17 protein-coding genes are annotated in these 21,187 nt (G+C 37.1%); 4 read left to right on the forward strand and 13 right to left on the reverse strand.

Annotation, left to right across the window (positions count from 1 at the left end; genetic code table 11):
- Positions 1 to 2: 2 nt before the first annotated feature.
- Positions 3 to 1,175: a DUF2062 domain-containing protein gene (locus AC59HC_RS09390; RefSeq protein WP_496558485.1), complete on the forward strand. Its 1,173-nt coding sequence runs from the start codon at positions 3 to 5 to the stop codon at positions 1,173 to 1,175.
- Between the two features lie 51 nt (positions 1,176 to 1,226).
- Here AC59HC_RS09390 and AC59HC_RS09395 read toward each other — a convergent pair whose 3' ends face one another.
- The 9 genes from AC59HC_RS09395 to flxA form a co-directional block, all read right to left on the reverse strand.
- A complete protein-coding gene (locus AC59HC_RS09395; protein ID WP_496558486.1) occupies positions 1,227 to 2,480 on the reverse strand; it encodes an alpha/beta hydrolase in 1,254 nt (417 codons plus the stop codon).
- 6 nt (positions 2,481 to 2,486) lie between these two features.
- Positions 2,487 to 2,852, reverse strand: a complete 366-nt coding sequence (locus tag AC59HC_RS09400; RefSeq protein WP_496558487.1) for a hypothetical protein — start codon at positions 2,850 to 2,852, stop codon at positions 2,487 to 2,489.
- Positions 2,849 to 4,537 carry a C45 family autoproteolytic acyltransferase/hydrolase gene (locus AC59HC_RS09405; protein ID WP_496558488.1) on the reverse strand — a complete coding sequence of 563 codons (1,689 nt, stop codon included), beginning with the start codon at positions 4,535 to 4,537 and terminating at the stop codon, positions 2,849 to 2,851. The genes AC59HC_RS09400 and AC59HC_RS09405 overlap by 4 nt, the downstream gene beginning before the upstream one ends.
- A 1-nt stretch (position 4,538) precedes the next feature.
- A complete protein-coding gene (locus tag AC59HC_RS09410; RefSeq protein ID WP_202839892.1) occupies positions 4,539 to 6,065 on the reverse strand; it encodes a phytoene desaturase family protein in 1,527 nt (508 codons plus the stop codon).
- A gap of 159 nt (positions 6,066 to 6,224) precedes the next feature.
- Positions 6,225 to 7,109 carry a lysophospholipid acyltransferase family protein gene (locus AC59HC_RS09415; protein WP_202839893.1) on the reverse strand — a complete coding sequence of 295 codons (885 nt, stop codon included), beginning with the start codon at positions 7,107 to 7,109 and terminating at the stop codon, positions 6,225 to 6,227.
- Between the two features lie 119 nt (positions 7,110 to 7,228).
- Positions 7,229 to 7,483, reverse strand: a complete 255-nt coding sequence (locus AC59HC_RS09420; protein ID WP_202839895.1) for an acyl carrier protein — start codon at positions 7,481 to 7,483, stop codon at positions 7,229 to 7,231.
- Between the two features lie 4 nt (positions 7,484 to 7,487).
- The gene (locus AC59HC_RS09425) at positions 7,488 to 8,708 is read right to left on the reverse strand and encodes a beta-ketoacyl-[acyl-carrier-protein] synthase family protein (protein WP_202839897.1); all 1,221 of its coding nucleotides are present in this window, start codon (positions 8,706 to 8,708) and stop codon (positions 7,488 to 7,490) included.
- 106 nt (positions 8,709 to 8,814) lie between these two features.
- Positions 8,815 to 9,546 (reverse strand): flexirubin biosynthesis SDR family reductase FlxB, encoded by a 732-nt coding sequence (gene flxB, locus AC59HC_RS09430; protein WP_202839899.1) that lies wholly within the window; start codon positions 9,544 to 9,546, stop codon positions 8,815 to 8,817.
- A gap of 81 nt (positions 9,547 to 9,627) precedes the next feature.
- Positions 9,628 to 11,148, reverse strand: coding sequence for a flexirubin biosynthesis tyrosine ammonia-lyase FlxA (gene flxA, locus AC59HC_RS09435; RefSeq protein WP_496558489.1), 1,521 nt, complete (start codon positions 11,146 to 11,148; stop codon positions 9,628 to 9,630).
- 98 nt (positions 11,149 to 11,246) lie between these two features.
- On the opposite strand from flxA, the gene AC59HC_RS09440 reads away from it, so the two are divergent.
- Entirely contained in the window at positions 11,247 to 12,503 is a 1,257-nt protein-coding gene (locus tag AC59HC_RS09440; RefSeq protein ID WP_496558490.1) for an NAD(P)/FAD-dependent oxidoreductase, read from the forward strand.
- 34 nt (positions 12,504 to 12,537) lie between these two features.
- On the opposite strand, the gene AC59HC_RS09445 is transcribed toward AC59HC_RS09440, so the two are convergent.
- The 4 genes from AC59HC_RS09445 to AC59HC_RS09460 all read right to left on the reverse strand — a co-directional run bounded on the left by AC59HC_RS09445 (position 12,538) and on the right by AC59HC_RS09460 (position 16,950).
- Positions 12,538 to 13,143 carry a hypothetical protein gene (locus AC59HC_RS09445; RefSeq protein ID WP_202839905.1) on the reverse strand — a complete coding sequence of 202 codons (606 nt, stop codon included), beginning with the start codon at positions 13,141 to 13,143 and terminating at the stop codon, positions 12,538 to 12,540.
- Positions 13,144 to 13,246: 103 nt separating this feature from the next.
- Entirely contained in the window at positions 13,247 to 13,732 is a 486-nt protein-coding gene (locus AC59HC_RS09450) for a hypothetical protein (RefSeq protein WP_343644120.1), read from the reverse strand.
- Positions 13,733 to 13,892: 160 nt separating this feature from the next.
- Positions 13,893 to 15,185 (reverse strand): flexirubin biosynthesis putative acyl-CoA ligase FlxY, encoded by a 1,293-nt coding sequence (flxY, locus tag AC59HC_RS09455; RefSeq protein ID WP_202839909.1) that lies wholly within the window; start codon positions 15,183 to 15,185, stop codon positions 13,893 to 13,895.
- Positions 15,186 to 15,261: 76 nt separating this feature from the next.
- Positions 15,262 to 16,950, reverse strand: coding sequence for a M23 family metallopeptidase (locus AC59HC_RS09460; protein WP_202839910.1), 1,689 nt, complete (start codon positions 16,948 to 16,950; stop codon positions 15,262 to 15,264).
- Positions 16,951 to 17,345: 395 nt separating this feature from the next.
- Between AC59HC_RS09460 and ileS the strand changes: the two genes are divergently transcribed.
- Positions 17,346 to 20,741 carry an isoleucine--tRNA ligase gene (gene ileS / locus AC59HC_RS09465; RefSeq protein ID WP_202839911.1) on the forward strand — a complete coding sequence of 1,132 codons (3,396 nt, stop codon included), beginning with the start codon at positions 17,346 to 17,348 and terminating at the stop codon, positions 20,739 to 20,741.
- Between the two features lie 58 nt (positions 20,742 to 20,799).
- Positions 20,800 to 21,180, forward strand: coding sequence for a TraR/DksA family transcriptional regulator (locus AC59HC_RS09470; RefSeq protein ID WP_002983772.1), 381 nt, complete (start codon positions 20,800 to 20,802; stop codon positions 21,178 to 21,180).
- The last annotated feature ends 7 nt before the right edge of the window (positions 21,181 to 21,187 follow it).

The raw sequence follows: 21,187 nt of genomic DNA on the forward strand, positions 1-21,187 counted from the left end.
AAATGTTGCTTGCTGAAGTACAAAATGCTATTTCTGAAAAGAAGATATGCGTTTTAATCCCTACCTACAATAATGAAAAAACTCTGAAGAGGGTTATTGACGGCGTTCTGGACTACACCGAAAGTATTATTGTGGTTGATGATGGTTCTACAGATTCCACGCCTCAGATTCTTGCTCAATATCCTCAGATCACTATAATTTCCTTACCGGAGAATAAAGGGAAAGGAAACGGCCTAAAAACAGGTTTCAGAGCAGCAAAGAAATCAGGATATGATTACGCCATCACAATAGATTCGGATGGTCAGCATTATCCGGATGATATTCCGGTATTTGTAGAAGCTCTTCTTCAGGAAAAAGAGGAAGTTCTTCTGATCGGAAACAGAAATATGTCTCAGGATGGGATTCCTAAGAAAAGCAGTTTCGGAAACCGTTTTTCCAATTTTTGGTTCTGGTTTGAAACCGGTATCAGGCTTGAAGATACACAGTCCGGCTACAGACTTTATCCTTTGCATAAAATTCCAAAGAAATATTTTACCCCAAAGTTTGAATTTGAAATAGAAATTATTGTAAGAACTGCATGGCGACATGTTCCGGTAAAAAATGTTCCGATCAAGGTTTTATATGATCCGGCAGAGCGGGTTTCCCATTTCAGACCTTTCAAAGATTTCACAAGAATCAGTATTCTGAATACAATTCTGGTAACGATTACTCTACTTTATATTATTCCGAGAAATTTCGTGAATAATTTCAAAAAAAAAAGCTTTAAAAGATTCATCCAGGAAGATGTCTTAGAAAGTGACGGAAGTAACCGAACAAAAGCATTTTCCATAGCTTTGGGAGTGTTTATAGGGCTTTCTCCTTTCTGGGGATTTCAGACACTTCTGGTGATCAGTTTATCTGTACTTTTTAAGCTTAATAAAGTCCTTGCATTTGTAGCCTCCAATGTGAGTCTTCCTCCTTTTATCCCTTTCATTATTGCCGCTTCTCTGTTTCTGGGAGCTCCCTTTGTAAGTAGAAACAGCGATATTCTAAGTCAGGATTTAAATTTCGAACTGATCAAGAACAATCTTCTGCAATATGTGATTGGCAGCTTTATCTTAAGCACAACACTTTCGGCCATTGCAGGAATAACCTCTTTTCTGTTTCTGAATAAGGTAAGCCCGGAAAACAATTAAAAAAGCCCGGAACAAAGTTCCAGGCTCATTATAGCAATAATCTTATTGTATTTATTTCAGAATAAAATCTGTAATGTCTTTCAAAAACTGTTCATCCACTTTTCCTTTTATTTCATAATCTTTTGGAGATGGTTTTCCGGAACCTTCAATAAATAAGTGACTTAATGCAGGATAAAACTTAAATACAACAGTCTTATCATTTTTCAATGTTTCTTTCCAAAGGTTGAAATCTTTCTCGGTTACCTGATAATCTCTTCCTCCCTGTGCGAAAAACATCGGAGCTTTGATTTTTTTAACTTCGTTAAGCTGATTATAATCCTTCAAATACTTCCAATATGCGGCAGACTGCCCCAAAGGAAGCTCTGATGAAGGAGAATGTAAGTTAAATTGGGATGAGTTTAAAAAAGCAGCCTGCTTTTTAATTTCCTGAACAGCTTCGACTGTAACTTTAGCCGGATCCATCGTATGAAGATATTCATATTGCTCAACAAGAAGATCCTGCAGCGGTCTTGCATTCCCGGCCATAAAAACATATTTTGAAACCTGTGCCTTTTCTGCAATTTTTGGCATCATATACGCTCCCTGGCTATGACCCAGAATAACGATCTCATATCCTTTATAATCAGAACTGTTTTTAAAATAAAGAGCTGCGTTTACGGCATCATTGATGGTCTCTTCTTCTACAGTAGACTTTTCAGTGAATGCTTCAGGAGAAGAATATGTTCTTTTATCATATCGATAGGAAGCAATTCCGTTGTTTAAAAGATATTCTGCAATGTCTTTAAACGGCTTGTTTTCTCCAATGGTTTCATCTCTGTCATGAGGTCCGGAGCCGTGAACGAAAATAACCAACCTCTTTTTATTGTTGGAAGGTGGAATTAATAATGTTCCGTTCAGCTCAATAGCATCACTTTTTATTTTCAGTGTGGTTTTCTCATCTCTTTTTTCAAATGTTTTGTGAGGAACCAGGAAGAAACCCAGCAATTTATTATTCTCACTGAAAGTAAGCTGAATATCCAGTTTTTCCTTTTCAAATTCAGAATAGTAATAATAGGTGTTTCCTTCGTTATTTACTTCAAGGATCTTTTTCAATCCTCCAATCTGGCCCAGGAGCTGTTGCGGAATCGCTTTGAGCTGTTCCACCGGAATTTGTTCCGCTACGGAAGGATCAAAATAAGAATGTGCTTTTTCTATATTTTGATCAACCAACAAAGCTTTAATGAAAATATTTCCGATCTCTTTTCTATCCTGAGAAAAAGCTGGCAGAAAATACACGATAAAGAATAAGGTTAAAAGTTTTTTCATAATTAATTATTTAAAAACCACATCGGAAAATGAAAGTGGCGTCATCATGATGGTAACAAATATCGCAATTATTACCAAAGCCAGTTGTGTGATACGATATGTTTTTTCCCTTTCCTCTTCCTTCATTTCAAAGGTAAATTTTATTTTATCCGGTCTTCTGATAATCAACCAGATAAACACAAGAACAGCCAGATTCATCAATACGGGAAACACAAGAAATAGTTTACTCCCATAGCTGTCTTTCATACTTCCGTAACCGTGGATGATGATCGTGTCTGATATTGAGCTGTACACGGTGCACAAATACACAGAATAACAGATGATAATAACAAAAGGAATACAGAACAGCAGTCTTATATATTTGGGGATCATTTCAGTTTCTTTAAAGTTTTCTTCAGGTATTTTTCTACATTCTTTCTATCCGGAACCGTCGTAATTTCTTTAGTCAGCGCTTTTTCAAACTCAATTTTAGCATTTGAATATTCTTTTTTGCTAAAATAGTATTTTCCGGATTGATAATAGATCAGCCAGAAATCAGGATTCATAGCCTGGTAGGAATGAATAATATCATCTGTCAGCAGTGTATTTTTATTGCCAGCAGCCTCACTGATTTCTTTCCCGTACATTTTAGACAACTCATAGTTTTGAAATTCTTCAGAATCCGCAAATGGATCTCTTGGAATATTTAGCCCTGATTTTGAAAGGTCATCAGGCTGCAATCCTTTGTCTGAAAAGATTTTGTTCAGATCATAGCAAACAAATTCTCCCAGCTGATAAGGATTGGAAGAAACCCAGACCAGTTTTTTCTGAGGCGAAAATATAACAGCATGGTGTGCCAGTAGCTGATTGAGTGCTTTTTCATTACCGTAACCGATGCTTTCATCTTTTAAACCGGATCTGTTCCTTAAAATGGAAGCCATCTTTTCCGGTGTTATTTTCTTTTCTTCCTGCAAAAGCTCCTGAAGCCTTTCATAACGGTATTCAGAATGACTTTCCTCAATATGTTTCTGATTTCTTTTGTCATCTTTATAAGCTTCCGACTGAAAATGATTGGTACAAAGAACTATACTGGTATTCTGTACGTTATATACACCGAAATTCTTAGGTGAAACTTCAATGATTACCGCATTTTTGTCTGCAGCGCTTCCCACAAGGATAGATTCCGAAACAAATACTTTTCTTTTTTTAGCAATCGCAATGGCTTCTTCTATATTTTTAGCATATTGCAGAATTTCTCTTGTTACAAGGGAAATCGGGGTTTTTGCTGTTAAAGGAATTTTTGATTTCCCCGCATTAATGGTTACTGTAATTCCTTCCTTATTCATTCCTGAAACCACACCAATCATTCCCGGCCAGCTTACCGACATGTAAGGAATTCCTTCATCTGGCTGAACAAATTCTACCAGCTTGTTCCTTGAAAAATCATCGCCTACATAAAAATCAAAATTTCTTCCGATCAGCAAATCCCCATCTTCGGTGTTTTCGTTCCATACAGCAAGAGAAGTACAGCCCACCATGGCCAGATCCTGCATCGCATGTCCTATATCATGAGCTCCGTGCAGATAAAGGCTTCTTAAATATTTGGGAGCAATAAAATCATACTGATCCGAGGAATATTTTGACAAACCATATAATTCTGCCTGATAATCTTCTCTTACATTGAGGTACATTTTTCTGTTATACCATTTTAAAAAGCCTCTTAATATCCTTTGTCTGAATTTTGAAGGGACAAAACTTTCCACTTTTGAAAAGAAAATGCTTTCCTGCTTCTGCATTAAGCTTTGTGTCAATGCTCCATTATTATATCCTAATTGTAAAGGATTTCCCTTAATATAAAGTTCCCAGAGCTGTTGTTTATTTTTGGTAAGATAATTCTGATTATAGCTGAAAGTGCTGTCGTTGATTCTGGTAATTTTGGGAACGTCCAGAGCATATTGATTTACCTCGGGAATATGCCGGATAGATTTTGATATTCCGCAGGATATGAGGAAAAAACAAAGAGTGAGATAAAGAAAGGTTCTTTGAACGGATGTATAAATGGTTTTAGTTTTTTTCACTTTAGTTTTTATTAATCATTTGTGTCAACCGCATGTCTATCGTTTCTTTTCCAATAATCTCGGCACAGGTATTAAAGGCTCCGATCGTAACACCTAAGATGCCATGCATATTCACGGATTGTCCCGTCAAAAAAAGATTGTCAATTTTCGTACGTGGGGAAACCATTGTTTTAAGAGGGTTCTCTGAACTTTTCATATATCCGTACATATTTCCTTCAAAATTACCAATATAGTCCCTGTAAGACAAGGGAGAAGAAGTATAGAGTGTTTTAACAGCGTGTCTTATATTGGGAATCTTCTTTTCCAGGGCATCAAGCATTTTCTCAGTCTTTTCAAGCTTAAACCTTTCATAAGTTTCTCCTCTTTCATGCTCATCCGCAACTGTATTGAATGTATTTTCCCATTCTTTAACCTCATCAAAATCCATATAAGAAATCGCGGTAAGACTTTCTGCAAATTCAGGATGATGTTTTGAAGGGGTAGATGAAAGCATATAAGTTTCCGGCCACGACTCTTTTTGGTATTGGGATGCATTCCAGACCTGATCTTCCGATGAATAGTGGTATCTGTTGTAATTGAAATTCGGAAGACTGTGAGGTTTTAAAACCAGATAAATACTAAAACACGAAGAAACAGGCTTCCAGCTTAAAACCCTGTTCAGAAAGGATTTTTTCAGTCTTTCCTCGCCTATCAGTTTGATGGTGGAGCGTATTTCTATATTTGATATAAATTGTTTTGCCTCGTATTCTTTTCCTGCTTTCGTCTTTACAGAAGTCAGTGTATTATTTTCATTAAAAACAAATTCTGAAACTTCCGAGTGCTTGTGTACTTCGGCTCCATATTCCCGGAGTTTTCTGATTAAAAGTTTAGAAATCTGACTTCCTCCTTTCACACATTTGTAAGCACTTTGAATGTAAGAATTTACCGTCAGAGCATGTACATAAAAGGGAACATTCTCCGAGTCTCCGGCATATAAAAAGTTGGAACCCAGTAAAACTGACTGCAATTTTTTATTCTGGGTAACAGACTCAATGAATCTTTTAGTATTGAGGTGCAGGATTTCTTCGTTGTAACTGTCCTTTCCTACTACATGATATCTTGGAAACTGGCTGCATACATATTGAATTTCTTCACAGTAGTTTTCAAGGTTTTCTTTTTCTTCGGGGAAATATTTTGAAAGCTGTTCAACAAAATTCTGATAGCCCTGTGCATGAGGATATTCTATTTCATCATCACCGAAACTGATTCTGTCATAGCCATCTTCATCCATCAACTGAAGTTCAAGGTCATCCATGATTTCCAGATAGGAAAAAAACTGATTCAGGTTTTGCCCTTTGGATAAACCTCCCAGATAGTGGACTCCTGTATCGAAAATAAGCTTATTCCTTGAAAAAGTCTGAAGATTTCCGCCATATTGGTTATTTTTCTCGAGAACACATACTTTCAGACCTTCTTTCGCCAAAATAAGAGCCGAAACAAGACCTCCCAATCCACTGCCGATTACAAGTATGTCGTATGCTTTCTTCAAAAGAGAATGTGCTTTTAATAATTAAGAAACAGGGAATTTAAGATATTTAAAGTTTACTTTGGTAAAGTAAGCATAGAAATTTTATGGGTTCTCTTAAATCTCGGTAAATCTTAATGGTTTTTTAGTTTTTATTCGTTTTTCGGGATAAAAATAGAAAAATTAATCAACATCATCCCAAAAATCAAAATAATTAAACCATTGAAGCGGGTATTTTTTCACCATGGTTTCAAGATTCTGAACATAAGACTGTAAAAGTCCCTGTGAATCACGGTTTTTGATATTCTGTGCCACTCTTGCGTACAGATGGTAATGAAGATTATTCTCCTTCATCACATAGACATATACTACGGGAACGCCTAACCTTGAGGCGATCAAAAACGGGCCGGCCGGAAATTTTGCACTTTTACCCAGCAGTTCTGTTTCCAGATATTTGGAACCTTCAAAATAACGGTCTCCGGTAAAGCAGATGAGTTCATTATTAGACAAAGCCTGATTGATCTCAAAGATATGAGACATGTCCTCCTTCACGTAAATAAACTTAATATTACTCTTTTTTACCGCAACACTTTCCAGATATTCCTTGATCACGGTCACTTCCTGATCTGTGGTTACCAGATTGATCTGGCAGTCGAAGTCGATATCTGCAAAAAAGTGTTCTGCAATTTCAAAATTACCGATATGGGCACTGATGAGCACACCTCCTTTTTTAGCAGCTAAAAGATTTCTGAGGTTTTCAATACCGTCAAATTCATAGGTATATTTTTCTCTGAGTCCTGCTGAAATAGCTGTTTTATCAATCAGAACTTTTCCGAAGGTAAAATAGCTTTTAAAGATGGAAGCTTTGGATTTCCAGTATCCATAGTTCAATCTTTTCTGAAAATAATAAAGAATGTATTGATTGCTTTTCTTCTGAAACAGGGAATAATAAGCGGCTACAAAATACAGCACCCCATATGAACTTCTGATCCCGATATTTCTAATACACCAGACAAATATTCTGTATCCGAGTACTGTTCCTTTAGATTTACCTTTCCACTTGTTCATATCTAGAATTTAATATAACAGAGAGCCAATGTAATAATACCTTTTTGAAGTGTCCGTTACCGGATCACTGTGATATTGTTACATTGGCACATTTTATAGAATAAAGATTGACTCAATAACTACACGTTTTTTTCAGCAATCTTATGTTCAATCGTTGTATAGAAATCATCAAATGTCACCATTTTTTTGAAATCTGCTTCTCCTAATTTCACGCCGAAATTGGATTCGATCACGACTACCATGTCGATATAATCTAAGCTGTCTAAGCCCAGTGTATTTTTAAGGTTGGCATCGTTACTGATTTCGTCTCCGTCTACCTCGAATTCGTTTACCAGAAAATCATTAACAATAGCAACAATTTTTTCCCTTTCCATGTTTTTAATCAAATTTTTTAACTATTAGTGCAGAATTGGTTCCCCCAAACCCAAAAGAATTCGACAAAAATACATCAATTTTTTGATTTTTTGTTTTTGCGACTAAATTTATCTTTTGTGCTTCATTATCAGGGTTTTCCAGATTGATATTGGGAGCAACAAAATCGTTCTGCATCATCAGAATGGAGTAGATAACTTCACTTGCACCTGCCATCCAGCACTCGTGTCCGGTCATAGATTTGGTAGAACTTACCGGAACTTCACTGCCGAAAATCTCATAAATGGCTTTCGCTTCGTTCGCATCACCAATTGGAGTAGAAGTTGCGTGAGCATTGATATAATCGATGTCTGAAGCTTTTAATCCTGACTGTTTTAAGGCTCTGTCCATTGCCAAAGCCGGCCCATCTACATTAGGAGTTGAAATATGACCTCCGTTGGAAGAAAAACCATATCCGATAATTTCAGCAATAATCGGAGCGCCTCTTCTTTGGGCAGATTCCAAACTTTCAACAATCAGACTGGCTGCTCCGCCACTTGGAATCAATCCGTCTCTTTCTGCATCGAAAGGTCTTGATGCTTTTGCAGGCTCATCTTCTCTGGCTGAGAACACTCCCAATCCGTCAAAGCTCGCCATGGAATATTTGTTGGTTTCCTGAGCTCCGCCGCAGATAATCATATCCTGGAAACCATTTTTAATCATCATATAAGCCAGCCCTAAAGAATGAGAACCGCTTGCACATGCTGCACTGATGGTAAGATTAATCCCTTTCAGCTTAAAAATCGTTGAAAGGTTCATCGTTACTGTTGAGTTCATTGATTTGAAAATCGCTCCCGATCCCATCAATGTTGTATCTTTCTTTTCCCTTGCAATATCGATAGATTCTACGACTGCCTGGGAAACACTGTCATTTCCGTACAAGATCCCCACTTCATGAGCCTCTAAGAATTCTTCATCCAGATTCGCCTGTTTTAAAGCATCCAGGGTAGCAAGATAAGCATATTCGCTTTCTTCTCCCATACTGATACGCTGGCGTCTGTTTAAAAGATTTTTAAGATCAGGCTTCGGAACTACTCCTGTGAGGCCAGACCTGAAACCAAATTCTTTTCTGTCCTGATCTAAAACAATACCGGATTTTCCTTGATATAGGGATTCCCTGACCTCTTCTAAAGACGTCCCGATGCAGGAATAAATTCCCATTCCGGTAATTACAACCCTATTTTCCATTTGTTTATATTGAATTTAACAATGTATCAGTCTAGTAATGTAACAATCTTTTCATTGATATCAATCAACATTGGTACACCGGTACATTGGTATATTGTTAGATTATTTATGAGTAAATTCCTCCGTTAATATTAATCACTTCACCTGTTATGTAGGAAGATTTTTTAGATGCTAAAAATGCGACAAGATCTGCCACTTCTTCTGCTTCTCCGAATCTGTTGGCAGGAATCATTGCTTTAAGCTCATCTTCATTAAACTCCTGGGTCATATCCGTTTTGATGAAACCCGGCGCAACTGCATTTACCGTAACATTTCTTTTGGCAACTTCCTGAGCAAGAGCCTTTGTAGCTCCTACCAAAGCTCCTTTCGCAGCGGAATAATTCGTCTGGCCGGCTGTTCCTTTTACTCCGGATACAGAAACCATATTGATGATTCTTCCGTATTTGTTACGAAGAAGCTTTTGAATAAAGAAATTGGTCACATTGAAGAAACCATCAAGACTTGTATTGATCACATTATTCCAGTCTTCTTTCTGCATCCACATAAAAAGGCCGTCTCTTGTGATTCCGGCATTATTGACAATCACTTCCACCACTGCATCAGGGTTTTTCTCCTGCCACTCCGTTAAAACAGCTTGTGTTTCTTCGGTGTTTCCTACATCAAATTTAAGAATTTCTCCGGTAGAACCCAATTCTTCCACTTTAGCCAATGTTTCTTTGGCTGCCGTTTCATTTGAAGCGTAGTTGATAAGGATGTGATAGTTTTTCTCTTCTGCCAGTTTTATACAGATTGCCCTCCCGATTCCTCTGGAGCCACCTGTTACAATTGCACATTTCATGCGTTAGTGTTTATATCGTTTTTAGTTTTTTAAGTTGATGCTGGAAGCCTTTTTTAAAAGACAATTGATGGCAACCAGTAGTTACATTCCTTTCAGGTATTTCTTTACTTCCTCCAGATACGGATACATGACCATATCGTCTGAGAAAGCAGGAATAATTTTTCTGATATCATCATACAGTTCTTTTGTAGAGGATGAAACCTTATCCTGGAATCCAAGATATTCCACAGCCTGAATAATGGTAATCGCTTCAATCGCCAATACTTCAAAAGCATTTTCAATGACTTTTCTGCAAATTACCGCAGCGTTTGTTCCCATACTAACGATATCCTGATTATCGTTATTGTTTGGAATACTGTGAATATACATAGAATTTGACAGCATCTGGCTTTCTGCCGTAGTAGAAGTTGCCGTAAACTGTACTCCCTGCATCCCGAAATTGAAACCTAATTTACCTAAATTGACAAAAGGAGGCAAAATTTCATTGATTTTCGCATTCAGAAGGTAGTTTAACTGTCTTTCTGCAAGCATGGTCAGTTTTGTCACCACGATTTTAAGCTTGTCCATTTCCAGAGAAATATAATCTCCATGGAAGTTTCCTCCATGGTAAACATGCTGGTCTTCAACATTGATAATTGGATTATCATTCGCTGAATTAATCTCATTTTCAAGAACTTTCTCTGTATATTCCAATGTATCCAATACCGGACCTAAAATCTGAGGAACACATCGTAAAGAATAATATTCCTGAACTTTTTCCTTGAATACTTTTTCCTGCTCTTCAAAATGAGTATAAAGATGCTCTTCTCTTTTTCTGATCAACTTACTGTCTGCCAGATGAGAACGCATTCTTTCTGCCACTTTTTGCTGCCCATAATGTCTTTTGGTTCCGTTCAACACTTCTGACAGGTGATCATCATAAGCCTGTACAATCTCATTGATCGCACAGGAAAGCCTAAGGGAAATATCAACAAGCTGATTCGCTTTATAAGCATTCACAATACCAATTCCTGACATTACGGAAGTTCCGTTCATTAAAGCAAGTCCTTCACGGATCTCTACTTTGATCGGTTCTAAGCCTTCTGTTTCAAAAACTTCTTTGGTAGATTTTCTTTCTCCTTTGTAAAATACTTCTCCCTCTCCGATCAGTACCAAAGCCAGGTGAGCCAGCTGAACAAGGTCTCCGCTTGCTCCTACGCCTCCATGTTCAAAGATCAATGGGGTAATATCTCTGTTGATTAATTCCTGAAGAAGATAAATAACAGACTGGTGCACTCCTGAATTCCCTAAAGATAAGGTATTCAGTCTTGCCAGCATACATGCTTTTACTTCTTCCGCAGGCAAAGGGTTTCCAATTCCTGAAGAGTGGCTTCTGATCAGGTTATACTGAAGCTGGTGTGTATCTTCATCACTGATTTTAAACTGAGCCATGGGCCCAAAACCGGTGTTCACACCATATATTACTTTATTTTTTGAAAACTCTTTTAAAAACTGAAAACTTTTATCCACTCTTGATAAAAGTGATTCATCCAGTTCTATTTTTTCATTCTCAATGATAATTTTTTGAAAGTCTTTCAGTTCTAAAAAGTTATTTATTTTCATCAATTAAAAGTAATAGTTGATAATTTTGTAAAATATTAATTATTTGTCACTAATTTTGCGGCAAAGATAAAAGTTATTATTAAAATAAAAAATCAAAGATGAGCAAAGAATTTGTTGACGTTCTTGTAATCGGAGCCGGACCCTCCGGATGCGTGTCTTCTTCCTACTTAAAGAAGAATAATGTCAACGTAAAAGTAGTCGAAAAGACAAAATTCCCGAGACTCGTAGTTGGAGAAAGCTTAATTCCAAGGGTAATGGACCACTTTGAGGAGGCCGGACTTTTCCCTGCATTAGACAAAATGGGCTTTGAAAAAAAGCTTGGGGCTCGTTTCCTTCGTGGTGAGGAAGTCTGCATTTTTGATTTCAGCAACAAATTCGGGGAAGGCTGGGACTGGACCTGGCAGGTTCCAAGAGCTGATTTTGATAATACACTTGCTCAGGAAGTCATTAACAAAGGAATTGATCTTGAGTTTGAAACTGAAGTGATAGATATCAAATTTGACGGGACAGATTCTATAACTACGGTAAGAAACAAGGATGGAGAAACAAAAGAGATCCACGCTAAGTTTGTTATCGATTCCAGCGGATACGGAAGAGTACTGCCTCGCCTGCTTGATCTTGAAAAACCTTCAAAATTATCACCTCACTCTGCGATTTTCTCTCATGTAAATGATATCAACAGAGAACCGGGAGAAGAAGGAACTTTGATTTCTTTTGACATCATTGAAACTGAAGTATGGCTTTGGGTAATTCCTTTTTCCAACGGAAACACAAGTTTAGGAATTGTAGGGCCTACTGAATATATCGACAAATTGTCTGAAAACGGAGATACAATGGAAGCTTTAAGAAAAGCGATTTCTCTTTCTGAATATTATGTAAAACGTTTTGGAAACGTAGATTTCCTTTTTGAACCTAAACATCTGAAAGATTATTCCTGTTCGGTTAAAAGTTTATTCGGAGACGGATTTGCCTTAACAGGAAATGCCTCTGAATTCCTTGATCCGGTATTTTCTTCCGGAATGGCTTTTGCCACAGAATCCGGAATGCTGGCCGCAAAACTGGCGCTAAGACAATTAAACGGAGAAAAAATCGACTGGCAAAGGGAATACACAGACTACATTTTATACGGAGTGGATGTTTTCACCACCTATGTAAAAGAATGGTATACCGGAAATCTGCAGGAGCTATTCTTCCATCAGCCAGAAAATCCGGATGTAAAGAAAAAGATCTGTGCTGTTTTAGCAGGCTATGTCTGGAATAAAGACAATCCTTTTGTGAGAAAGCACGATACGGTAATTAAAAACCTTGCGAACCTGATCAAGCTGGAAAAACAGGAGCAGCAAAATCAAGCATAATAAAAACGGTCTGAAAAATTCAGACCGTTTTTGTTTATTTTATAACTTCTTTGATTTCCTTTCCCAATTTTTTTCCGGTAACTTCATAGGCTGCAGCTATTCTTCCGTATTCCCATGCAAATTCTTTATTCATTTGCTTGCCTCCTATTTTATCTGCTTGTAATCTCATCACTACTTTCGAAGGATCATCAGTTTCCACAAACTTCATATCTGCTGTTAATTTTGCTTCCTGAGAACCTATCATTCCGCCATACCAGCCGGCATAAATCCATTTTGCATCAATAATCAGCGTGTATTTTGTCTTTGCATCCTTTTTGAAAACTACTTTTTTGGATTTCCCATTTATGCCTTTAAGGAAATAGTCCAAATACTCAGAATTTTTAAACTGTCCCCACTGATAAATCCAGTTTTTCCATACAGCTTCGCTTTTTTTGGCTGTAATATCCGCTTTCCTGTTTTCCAGGTATTGAGCTTCCGTCATGTTCTTCTCCTGATAGGCTGCATTATCAAACACCAACTGAACATTCACTTCGTTTTGATCTTTTAAAAAATCAAAATTTCCGGACTCAACTTTAATTTGATTTTGGGCAAAAGCTACCACTCCAATTGCCATGAACAGCAATAACAATAATTTTCTCATATTTTTTAAATTAGTTTTTATTTAAGCGCCCAAAGATATTTACTTTTATTGATAAGTAACCGTAAAAAAACAGCCTGAAAGTTCAGACCGTTTTTGTACAAAATTATTTCAATTTATCTTCTTTTTTTATCTTAGCATCTTCTGCCATCATTTTTGTATGATCTTCTGTCATTTTTGTATGCTCCCTTATCAGTTCTTCATCCTCTTTCATCATTTGATCATGATCAGCTTTCAATTGATTGATGTCAAAATTTTCAGTTGCATGCTTTCTCTCCAATTCATCATGCTTTTTTATAATTTCAGAATGCCTGGAAAGCAGGTCTGCATGCTGCTGCAGAATATTCTTATGCAAAGCTTCAATTTTGTTATGCTCACTGGTAGCAGGTTCATTCTGCAGGTGATGAATACTGGTAAAAGCAGCATGTTCTTTTTCCATTACCGAATGAGCTGTTTCTAATTTGCTATGATCAGATTTCAATTTAGCATGTGCTGCCGAGAGTTCTTTTTCAAGTTCAGTACCTGTTTTTTTACATGATACTAATACAAGGCCTACTGTTAAGCCGACCATCAGAATTAAATTCTTTTTCATTTTTTTATGTTTAATTCTGATAAAATTACTAATTAAGACTCTAAATAACAGATTTTTGTAAAAAAACCATTTTATTTACATCGTAAGAAAAAATCCCGGTAATTTAAACCAGAATAAGTGTAAAATAAAAAGAATAAAATTAATTTTAAAGAAAAGCAAATCAGCGTAAATCAATAAAATTAATCGGTTTTCTGCTGTTTGGATTAAAAACTGCTTTAGAAAGAATATCAAAATCGATAATTTCAATTTTAGGACTTACTCTCAGTTTTGCACGGAAGTGGTCTCTTACTTCATTGACAAACCCTTCATGATCTGCTTCTGTACTCAGTTTAATGATAATCTCATCAAGTCCGATTTCGTTGGCCTGAATCACAATCTGGTAGCATAAGATATTATTAAAATCATTCAAAATATCATTCATGGCAGGAGGATACAATGTTGTTCCCTTATATTTGATCATCTGCTGCTTTCTTCCTACAACAGGTCCTAATCTCATCGTATTTCTTCCGCACTGACATGGTTCATAATGGGCTTTTACAAGATCTCCGGTTTTAAACCTCAACAAAGGAATGGCTTCCACTCCCAAAGTCGTAATGGTAAGTTCTCCGCTTTCTCCTTCTTTCACAGGATTGCCATCGTCATCCAGAATTTCTGTAATAATCAGTTCCGGATGGTGATGTCCTCCGATCTGGAATTCACATTCTGTAAAGGCAGTACTCATTTCCGTAGAGGCATAGGTGGAAAAGAGTTTGATGTCCCATTTTTCTTTGATTTTCTGTGAAAGAATATTATCTGTAAAATCCTGATTTTTGATACTTTCTCCAATACAAACAGCACCGTAAACACCGGAATTTTTATAATCCAATCCATGTTTTTCCGCATAATCAATCATTTTCAACAGAAAAGAAGGAACAGTGATCAGATATCTGGGTTTGTATCTGAAGATAGAATCCCATTGCAGTTCAGGAATTCCCGGTCCCATTCTTACTACGCTGGCACCCATTTTCCGTAAGCCCAAAAAGTAGGCAAGTCCAGCCATAAATCTTTTATCTATGGTGGTGATCATCTGCACAACATCTCCTTTCTGAATTCCTGCACATGCGAAAGATATCGCTTCATTGTATGCAAGCCTTTCCAGATCACTGTCGGACAATCCGAAAGTCACCGGATCTCCCAATGTTCCGGAAGTGGTGCTGTAATCCACAATTTTATCCGGTGTTATGCAGAAAAAATCATGATTATACTGCTGGAGATCATTCTTTGTGGTGGTAGGAATCTTCTGAAGATCTTCCAAAGTACGAATATCCTCTATAGTAATATTATTTTCTTTGAACAGTTTCTGATAAAACGGCGAATGAGCTTCAAGATAAGCCAAAAGCTCATGAAGTTTTTCTTCCTGAAATATTTTGATTTCCTGAATCCCTGCTTTCTCGATTGACGGATGAAATTCCAATGATTTTAATTTTTTAAAAGGCAAATTTATCTAATTAAAATTAAAAGATTTAAAGATTCAAGTATTAAAAGATGAATTATCTCCTAAACGTAAAAGTTTGTGTATTGGTATTCCCGGCAGTATTGATAGTTGTTACTTTTAAACTATGAGAACCACTTCCTTTCGGGCATTTTTCATCAAAAATGTAGACAAAATTATCTTTTACTCTTGCAAACCTCAGCCATTTACCATCCAGTTCGGCACGAAATGATACAATATCACCCACTTTCGTTGTTCCCTTTAAAAGTAATGAACTGCTATTAACCAACGCTCCTTCTGCCCAGCCTGATGAAACGGATGGAAGATTATTGTCAATCACTAATTTCGCCGTACCCAATCTGTTGAATTTCCCTTCTGCCCAGTCACCATTCCATTTTACCTTGACAACGGTTTTATCACTGCCATAATCAAGGAGGATAACAGCTTTGTCTTTTTCTGTATTGGTTAATTTTCTTTTCGGTTTTATCTTTAAAGTATATTCATCCTGAACGGGAATGTATGGACTATGCAAAACAATGGTATTTGAAACAGCATCCGGATCTGTATCCGGTTTTTCATAGGCATTGAAATTTATGGCATCATACATGGCATTTTTACTGAAAGCAATCTCTGTATTTTCTGTGGTAATGGTTTTCGCTTCATTAGCCATTATTGTTTTTCCCGTAGAAGATATTTTATCTGAAGTTTTACTTAACTGAACTTTTGTTGTTAAGCGGCTTGTATTTCCTTTGACGTCTTTCAGAACAATCTCAATGGTATGAACATTTTCATCCTGAAGTTTGATAATCCCACTTAAGTTTGGAAGACTATAATTCTGAAGATGCATTCCTGGTAAATCGGACAGGTGCTGAATTCCCATTTTATCCCTGATGAATTTGGTATAGTCTATACAGCCGTTGATATACCGGGTATCATCATAATGAATTTTATCAATTTTAAAACTATAAATCAGCTTACCGTCCATCAAGAATTCTGTCTGATAAATACCAAGATTAAATCCTTTATTGGCTTTATCTACAGCTTTAATGGCAAAACTTATCTCCGGAGAACTCACCTGAACAAGATTAGCCGTATAAGCATTTCCAGCTTTTTTTACGGCAATACTATTTGCACCGGGTTCATAAGTACTGAAACGTCTGTCATACCAATACAATCCGCTAATAATCGGGGCAATATTGTCAGGAATGGCAAACCCAAAAAGTAACGGATTTAAGCATTCCTCTGTTTTGGTATCTCTTATTTCAAAGTGCAGATGCGGACCCGCCGAACCTCCGGTATTTCCACTCAAAGCAATCTGTTGTCCTTTCTCCACAGGAAACTGTCCGGGCTGAAAAGTAATATCCTGTTCCCACTTTTCGTCTTTATATTGTTTTTCCTTTACGTATTCATCCAGTTTACTGAAGTATTTATTCAGGTGGGCATATACCGTGGTATAGCCGTTGGGATGAGTGATGTACACTGCATTTCCAAATCCGTACCGTTCTACTTTTATTCTGCTCACATAACCTTCTGCGGCTGCAAGAACCGGAAGATTTTCCTGGCTGTTGGTTCTCAGATCCAGTCCCATGTGAAAGTGGTTGGTCCGCACAGCACCAAAATTGGCAGCGAGCTGCATGGGAATGTTTAATGGATTTCTGAAATAATTTTGAGGATAATTATTTTGAGCTTGTACAATGCCTGTGTTGATAAAACAAACAAAAAGTATCAGGTAATAAAAGATTTTCATACAGCATTTGGGTTTATACGTCTAATTAAATATACGAATTTTTAAGTTATGCTTATTTTTTTGACCGCAGATTTCACAGATTTTCACAGATGATTATGTTGTAGGTGTTGGCTAGAGCCGGTGGATTTGTTTTTATTATTTAAGGGGGTTTCCTTCGACTATGCTCAGGATAATTGTCCGCTCCTATTGAATAAATTGCATTAAATTTCACATCAAATACAACCCGAAAAATTCACTTATTGACCATTCACCATTCACTTTTTCTCACTTTCTCCATTTATATTTCTGAAATTGAACTTTTTAATAGAAATTACCTAAATAAAACATATATTATAAACCGACAAATTTTAGTAAATTTGCAGACTTAATTAATCAACGATATTGAGATATTTACAATGAGCCAATTTAAAGAATACAAAAACCTCAACCTTATTGACGTAGCAGAGAATGTAGCGGAATTTTGGAAACAAAATAAAACCTTCAATAAGAGTGTTGAGATTCGTCAGGGAAATCCTGAGTTTGTTTTTTACGAAGGTCCGCCTTCAGCAAACGGTATGCCTGGAATTCACCACGTAATGGCAAGAGCATTGAAAGATATTTTCTGCCGTTACCAGACTCAGAACGGAAAGCAGGTTTTCCGTAAAGCAGGCTGGGATACGCATGGTCTTCCTGTGGAACTGGGTGTAGAAAAAGAGTTAGGAATCACGAAAGAAGATATTGGCAAAAAAATCTCTATTGAAGACTATAACAAAGCATGTCGTGAAGCAGTAATGCGTTATACCGATGTATGGAATAACCTTACGGAGAAAATCGGATATTGGGTAGACCTTGATGATCCGTACATCACGTACAAGTCAAAATATATGGAAACCGTTTGGTGGTTGTTGAAGCAGTTGTATAGCAAAGATTTGTTGTACAAAGGCTACACCATCCAGCCTTACTCTCCAAAAGCAGGAACAGGACTTTCTTCTCACGAGCTGAATCAGCCCGGAACCTATCGTGATGTTTCGGACACAACGGTTGTGGCTCAGTTTAAAGTGAAAAAAGACTCTTCAGCATTATTCAATGATGTTGACGGAGATGTTCATATCCTTGCATGGACGACCACGCCATGGACACTTCCATCCAATACAGCTCTTACCGTAGGGAGAGATATTGAATATGTTTTAGTTAAAACTTTCAATCAATATACATTTGAACCTGTAACAGTAGTTTTATCCAGCGTTCTTTTACCTAAAGTTTTCGGTAAAAAATACGCAGAAGGTACAGATGAAGATTTTGCCAACTATACTCCGGAAACGAAAGTAATCCCTTTTAGAATACTAAAAGAATTTACAGGAGAAAAGCTTGTTGATACAAGATATGAGCAATTAGTCCCTTGGTTTACACCTAATGACAACCCTGAGAATGCATTCAGAGTAATCCTGGGAGATTTCGTAACAACTGAGGATGGTACAGGTATCGTTCACACAGCACCTACTTTTGGTGCCGATGATGCGAGAGTTGCTAAAATGGCTCAGCCTGAGGTTCCACCGATGTTGGTAAAAGATGAAAATGATAATCTTGTACCATTGGTAGATTTACAAGGGAAATTCATCAAAGGAGAAAATGTTCCTGAGGTATTCTCCGGAACTTATATCAAAAACGAATATTACGACGAAGGAACTGCTCCTGAGAAATCATGGGATGTAGAACTTGCCATCTTATTGAAAACGGAGAACAAGGCTTTCAAAGTAGAGAAATATGTTCACTCCTATCCACACTGCTGGAGAACAGATAAACCGGTATTGTATTACCCGTTGGATTCATGGTTTGTGAAAATGACTGCTGTAAAAGACAGACTGGTTAATTTAAACAAAGACATCAACTGGAAGCCAAAAGCTACGGGTGAAGGACGTTTTGCCAACTGGCTGGAAAATGTAAACGACTGGAACTTATCCCGTTCAAGATATTGGGGTATTCCATTGCCGATCTGGAGAACAGATGATCTGAAAGAAGAAAAAATCATAGGTTCTGTAGAAGAACTTTATAACGAAATCGAGAAATCAATTGCAGCAGGGCTGATGACTGAAAACCCGTTCAAAGGTTTCATCATCGGAAATATGTCAGAGTCTAACTATGAACTTGTGGATCTTCACAAAAACGTGGTTGACAAAGTGGTATTGGTTTCTGATTCAGGAAAAGCAATGAAGCGTGAAAGCGACCTGATCGACGTTTGGTTCGATTCAGGCTCTATGCCTTATGCCCAGTTGCATTATCCTTTTGAGAATAAAGAATTAATCGACAATAATAAAGCATTCCCGGCTGATTTTATCGCAGAAGGTGTTGACCAGACGCGTGGATGGTTCTATACGCTTCACGCAATCGGAACGGCTGTATTTGATTCAGTTGCTTATAAAAATGTAATGAGTAACGGTCTTGTTCTGGACAAGAACGGACAGAAGATGTCAAAACGTTTAGGAAATGCAGTAGATCCGTTTGAAACACTTGCTGTATACGGACCGGATGCTACGCGTTGGTATATGATCTCCAATGCCAACCCATGGGAAAACCTGAAGTTTGACATTGAAGGAATCGACGAAGTAAGAAGAAAGTTCTTCGGAACCCTTTACAATACCTATTCATTCTTCGCTTTGTATGCGAATGTGGATGGCTTCAACTATTCAGAAAAAGAAGTGGAAAACCGTCCGGAAATCGACAGATGGATCCTTTCTGAGCTTAATCTTCTGATCAAGGAGGTGAAAGCATTCTACGAAGATTATGAGCCGACAAGAGTAGCAAGAGCGATCAGTACTTTTGTGAACGATAACCTGAGTAACTGGTATGTAAGATTATGCAGAAGACGTTTCTGGAAAGGAGACTATTCTGATGACAAAATCTCCGCTTACCAGACTCTATACACCTGTCTTGAAGTAGTAGCAAAATTATCCGCTCCTATTGCTCCGTTCTTTATGGATCAGTTGTATCAGGATTTAAATAAAGTAACAGGTAAGGAAAACTGTGAATCTGTACACCTTACAGACTTCCCGGTGGTTGATGAAAGTTTAATCGATCAGGATCTGGTTGAAAAGACTCATTTGGCACAGAACATTACAAGTATGGTTTTCTCATTGAGAAAGAAAGAAAATGTAAAAGTTCGTCAGCCTTTACAAAAAGTATTGGTTCCTGTACTGGATGCTAAAACAGAAGAGCAGATTCTTGCGGTTGCAGATCTGATCAAGCAGGAGGTGAACGTGAAAGAATTACAGTTAATTAATGCTGAAGAAGCATCCCATTTAATTGTAAAACAGATAAAACCGAACTTCAAAGCACTTGGTCCTAAATTAGGAAAAGATATGAAGATGGTAGGTGCAGAGATTGCTAATCTTAGTGCAGAACAGATTGCCGGTCTTGAAAAAGAAGGAAGAATAGACGTTCAGGGATATGAGATCACTCTTGATGATGTGGAAATCTCTACAAAAGATATCCCGGGATGGACAGTTACTTCTGATGGAAAAACAACTGTGGCATTAGATTTGACGTTAACCGATGAGTTAAAATCTGAAGGGATCGCAAGAGAGTTCATCAACAGAATTCAGAACCTGCGAAAAGATAAAGACTTTGAACTGACAGACAGAATTTCAATCACATTGGAAGAAAGTTCTCCTTTCCTGAATGAGATTAAGAAAAATGAAGAATATATTTCTTCCGAAGTCTTGTCAAATAAAATAGAAATTGTATCTTCACTTTTAAATTTTAACGAAATCGAAATAGATGAGGTTAATTTTAAGATAAATGTTGAAAAAAATTAACATGTAGTTATTATATTTCAAATTCCATTTCATAATTTTATTAAAAAAGAGAAAGAATATGTCAGACGAAAGAGTTAGATACAGCGATGCTGATTTACAGGAATTTAAAGCGATCATTAAAGAAAAAATAGAAAAAGCAGAAAAGGATCTTCAGCTTATCAGAGAAAGTTTTATCAATGACCAGAATAATGGTACTGATGATACGTCTCCTACTTTCAAAGCTTTTGAGGAAGGAGCAGAAACGTTGAGCAAAGAACAGAATTCTATTTTGGCAGGAAGACAGGAAAAATTCGTGCGTGATCTTAAAAATGCTTTGATCAGAATCGAAAATAAAACGTATGGTGTTTGCAGAGTAACAGGAAAGCTGATTCCTAAGGAAAGACTTTTAGCCGTTCCTCACGCTACGCTGAGCATCGAAGCGAAAAACATGCAAAAATAACCGTAAG

The organism is Chryseobacterium sp. DZ-32 (assembly GCF_059587025.1).

Bases quoted from the DNA above. Each gene is read 5' to 3' on its own strand.
- AC59HC_RS09445 (WP_202839905.1), bottom strand. From the start codon at position 13,143: ATGAGAAAATTATTGTTATTGCTGTTCATGGCAATTGGAGTGGTAGCT.
- AC59HC_RS09395 (WP_496558486.1), bottom strand. From the start codon at position 2,480: ATGAAAAAACTTTTAACCTTATTCTTTATCGTGTATTTTCTGCCAGCT.
- AC59HC_RS09450 (WP_343644120.1), bottom strand. From the start codon at position 13,732: ATGAAAAAGAATTTAATTCTGATGGTCGGCTTAACAGTAGGCCTTGTA.
- AC59HC_RS09390 (WP_496558485.1), top strand. From the start codon at position 3: ATGTTGCTTGCTGAAGTACAAAATGCTATTTCTGAAAAGAAGATATGC.
- flxB (WP_202839899.1), bottom strand. From the start codon at position 9,546: ATGAAATGTGCAATTGTAACAGGTGGCTCCAGAGGAATCGGGAGGGCA.
- AC59HC_RS09460 (WP_202839910.1), bottom strand. From the start codon at position 16,950: ATGAAAATCTTTTATTACCTGATACTTTTTGTTTGTTTTATCAACACA.
- AC59HC_RS09400 (WP_496558487.1), bottom strand. From the start codon at position 2,852: ATGATCCCCAAATATATAAGACTGCTGTTCTGTATTCCTTTTGTTATT.
- AC59HC_RS09415 (WP_202839893.1), bottom strand. From the start codon at position 7,109: ATGAACAAGTGGAAAGGTAAATCTAAAGGAACAGTACTCGGATACAGA.
- AC59HC_RS09440 (WP_496558490.1), top strand. From the start codon at position 11,247: ATGAGCAAAGAATTTGTTGACGTTCTTGTAATCGGAGCCGGACCCTCC.
- AC59HC_RS09425 (WP_202839897.1), bottom strand. From the start codon at position 8,708: ATGGAAAATAGGGTTGTAATTACCGGAATGGGAATTTATTCCTGCATC.
- AC59HC_RS09470 (WP_002983772.1), top strand. From the start codon at position 20,800: ATGTCAGACGAAAGAGTTAGATACAGCGATGCTGATTTACAGGAATTT.
- flxA (WP_496558489.1), bottom strand. From the start codon at position 11,148: ATGAAAATAAATAACTTTTTAGAACTGAAAGACTTTCAAAAAATTATC.
- AC59HC_RS09420 (WP_202839895.1), bottom strand. From the start codon at position 7,483: ATGGAAAGGGAAAAAATTGTTGCTATTGTTAATGATTTTCTGGTAAAC.
- ileS (WP_202839911.1), top strand. From the start codon at position 17,346: ATGAGCCAATTTAAAGAATACAAAAACCTCAACCTTATTGACGTAGCA.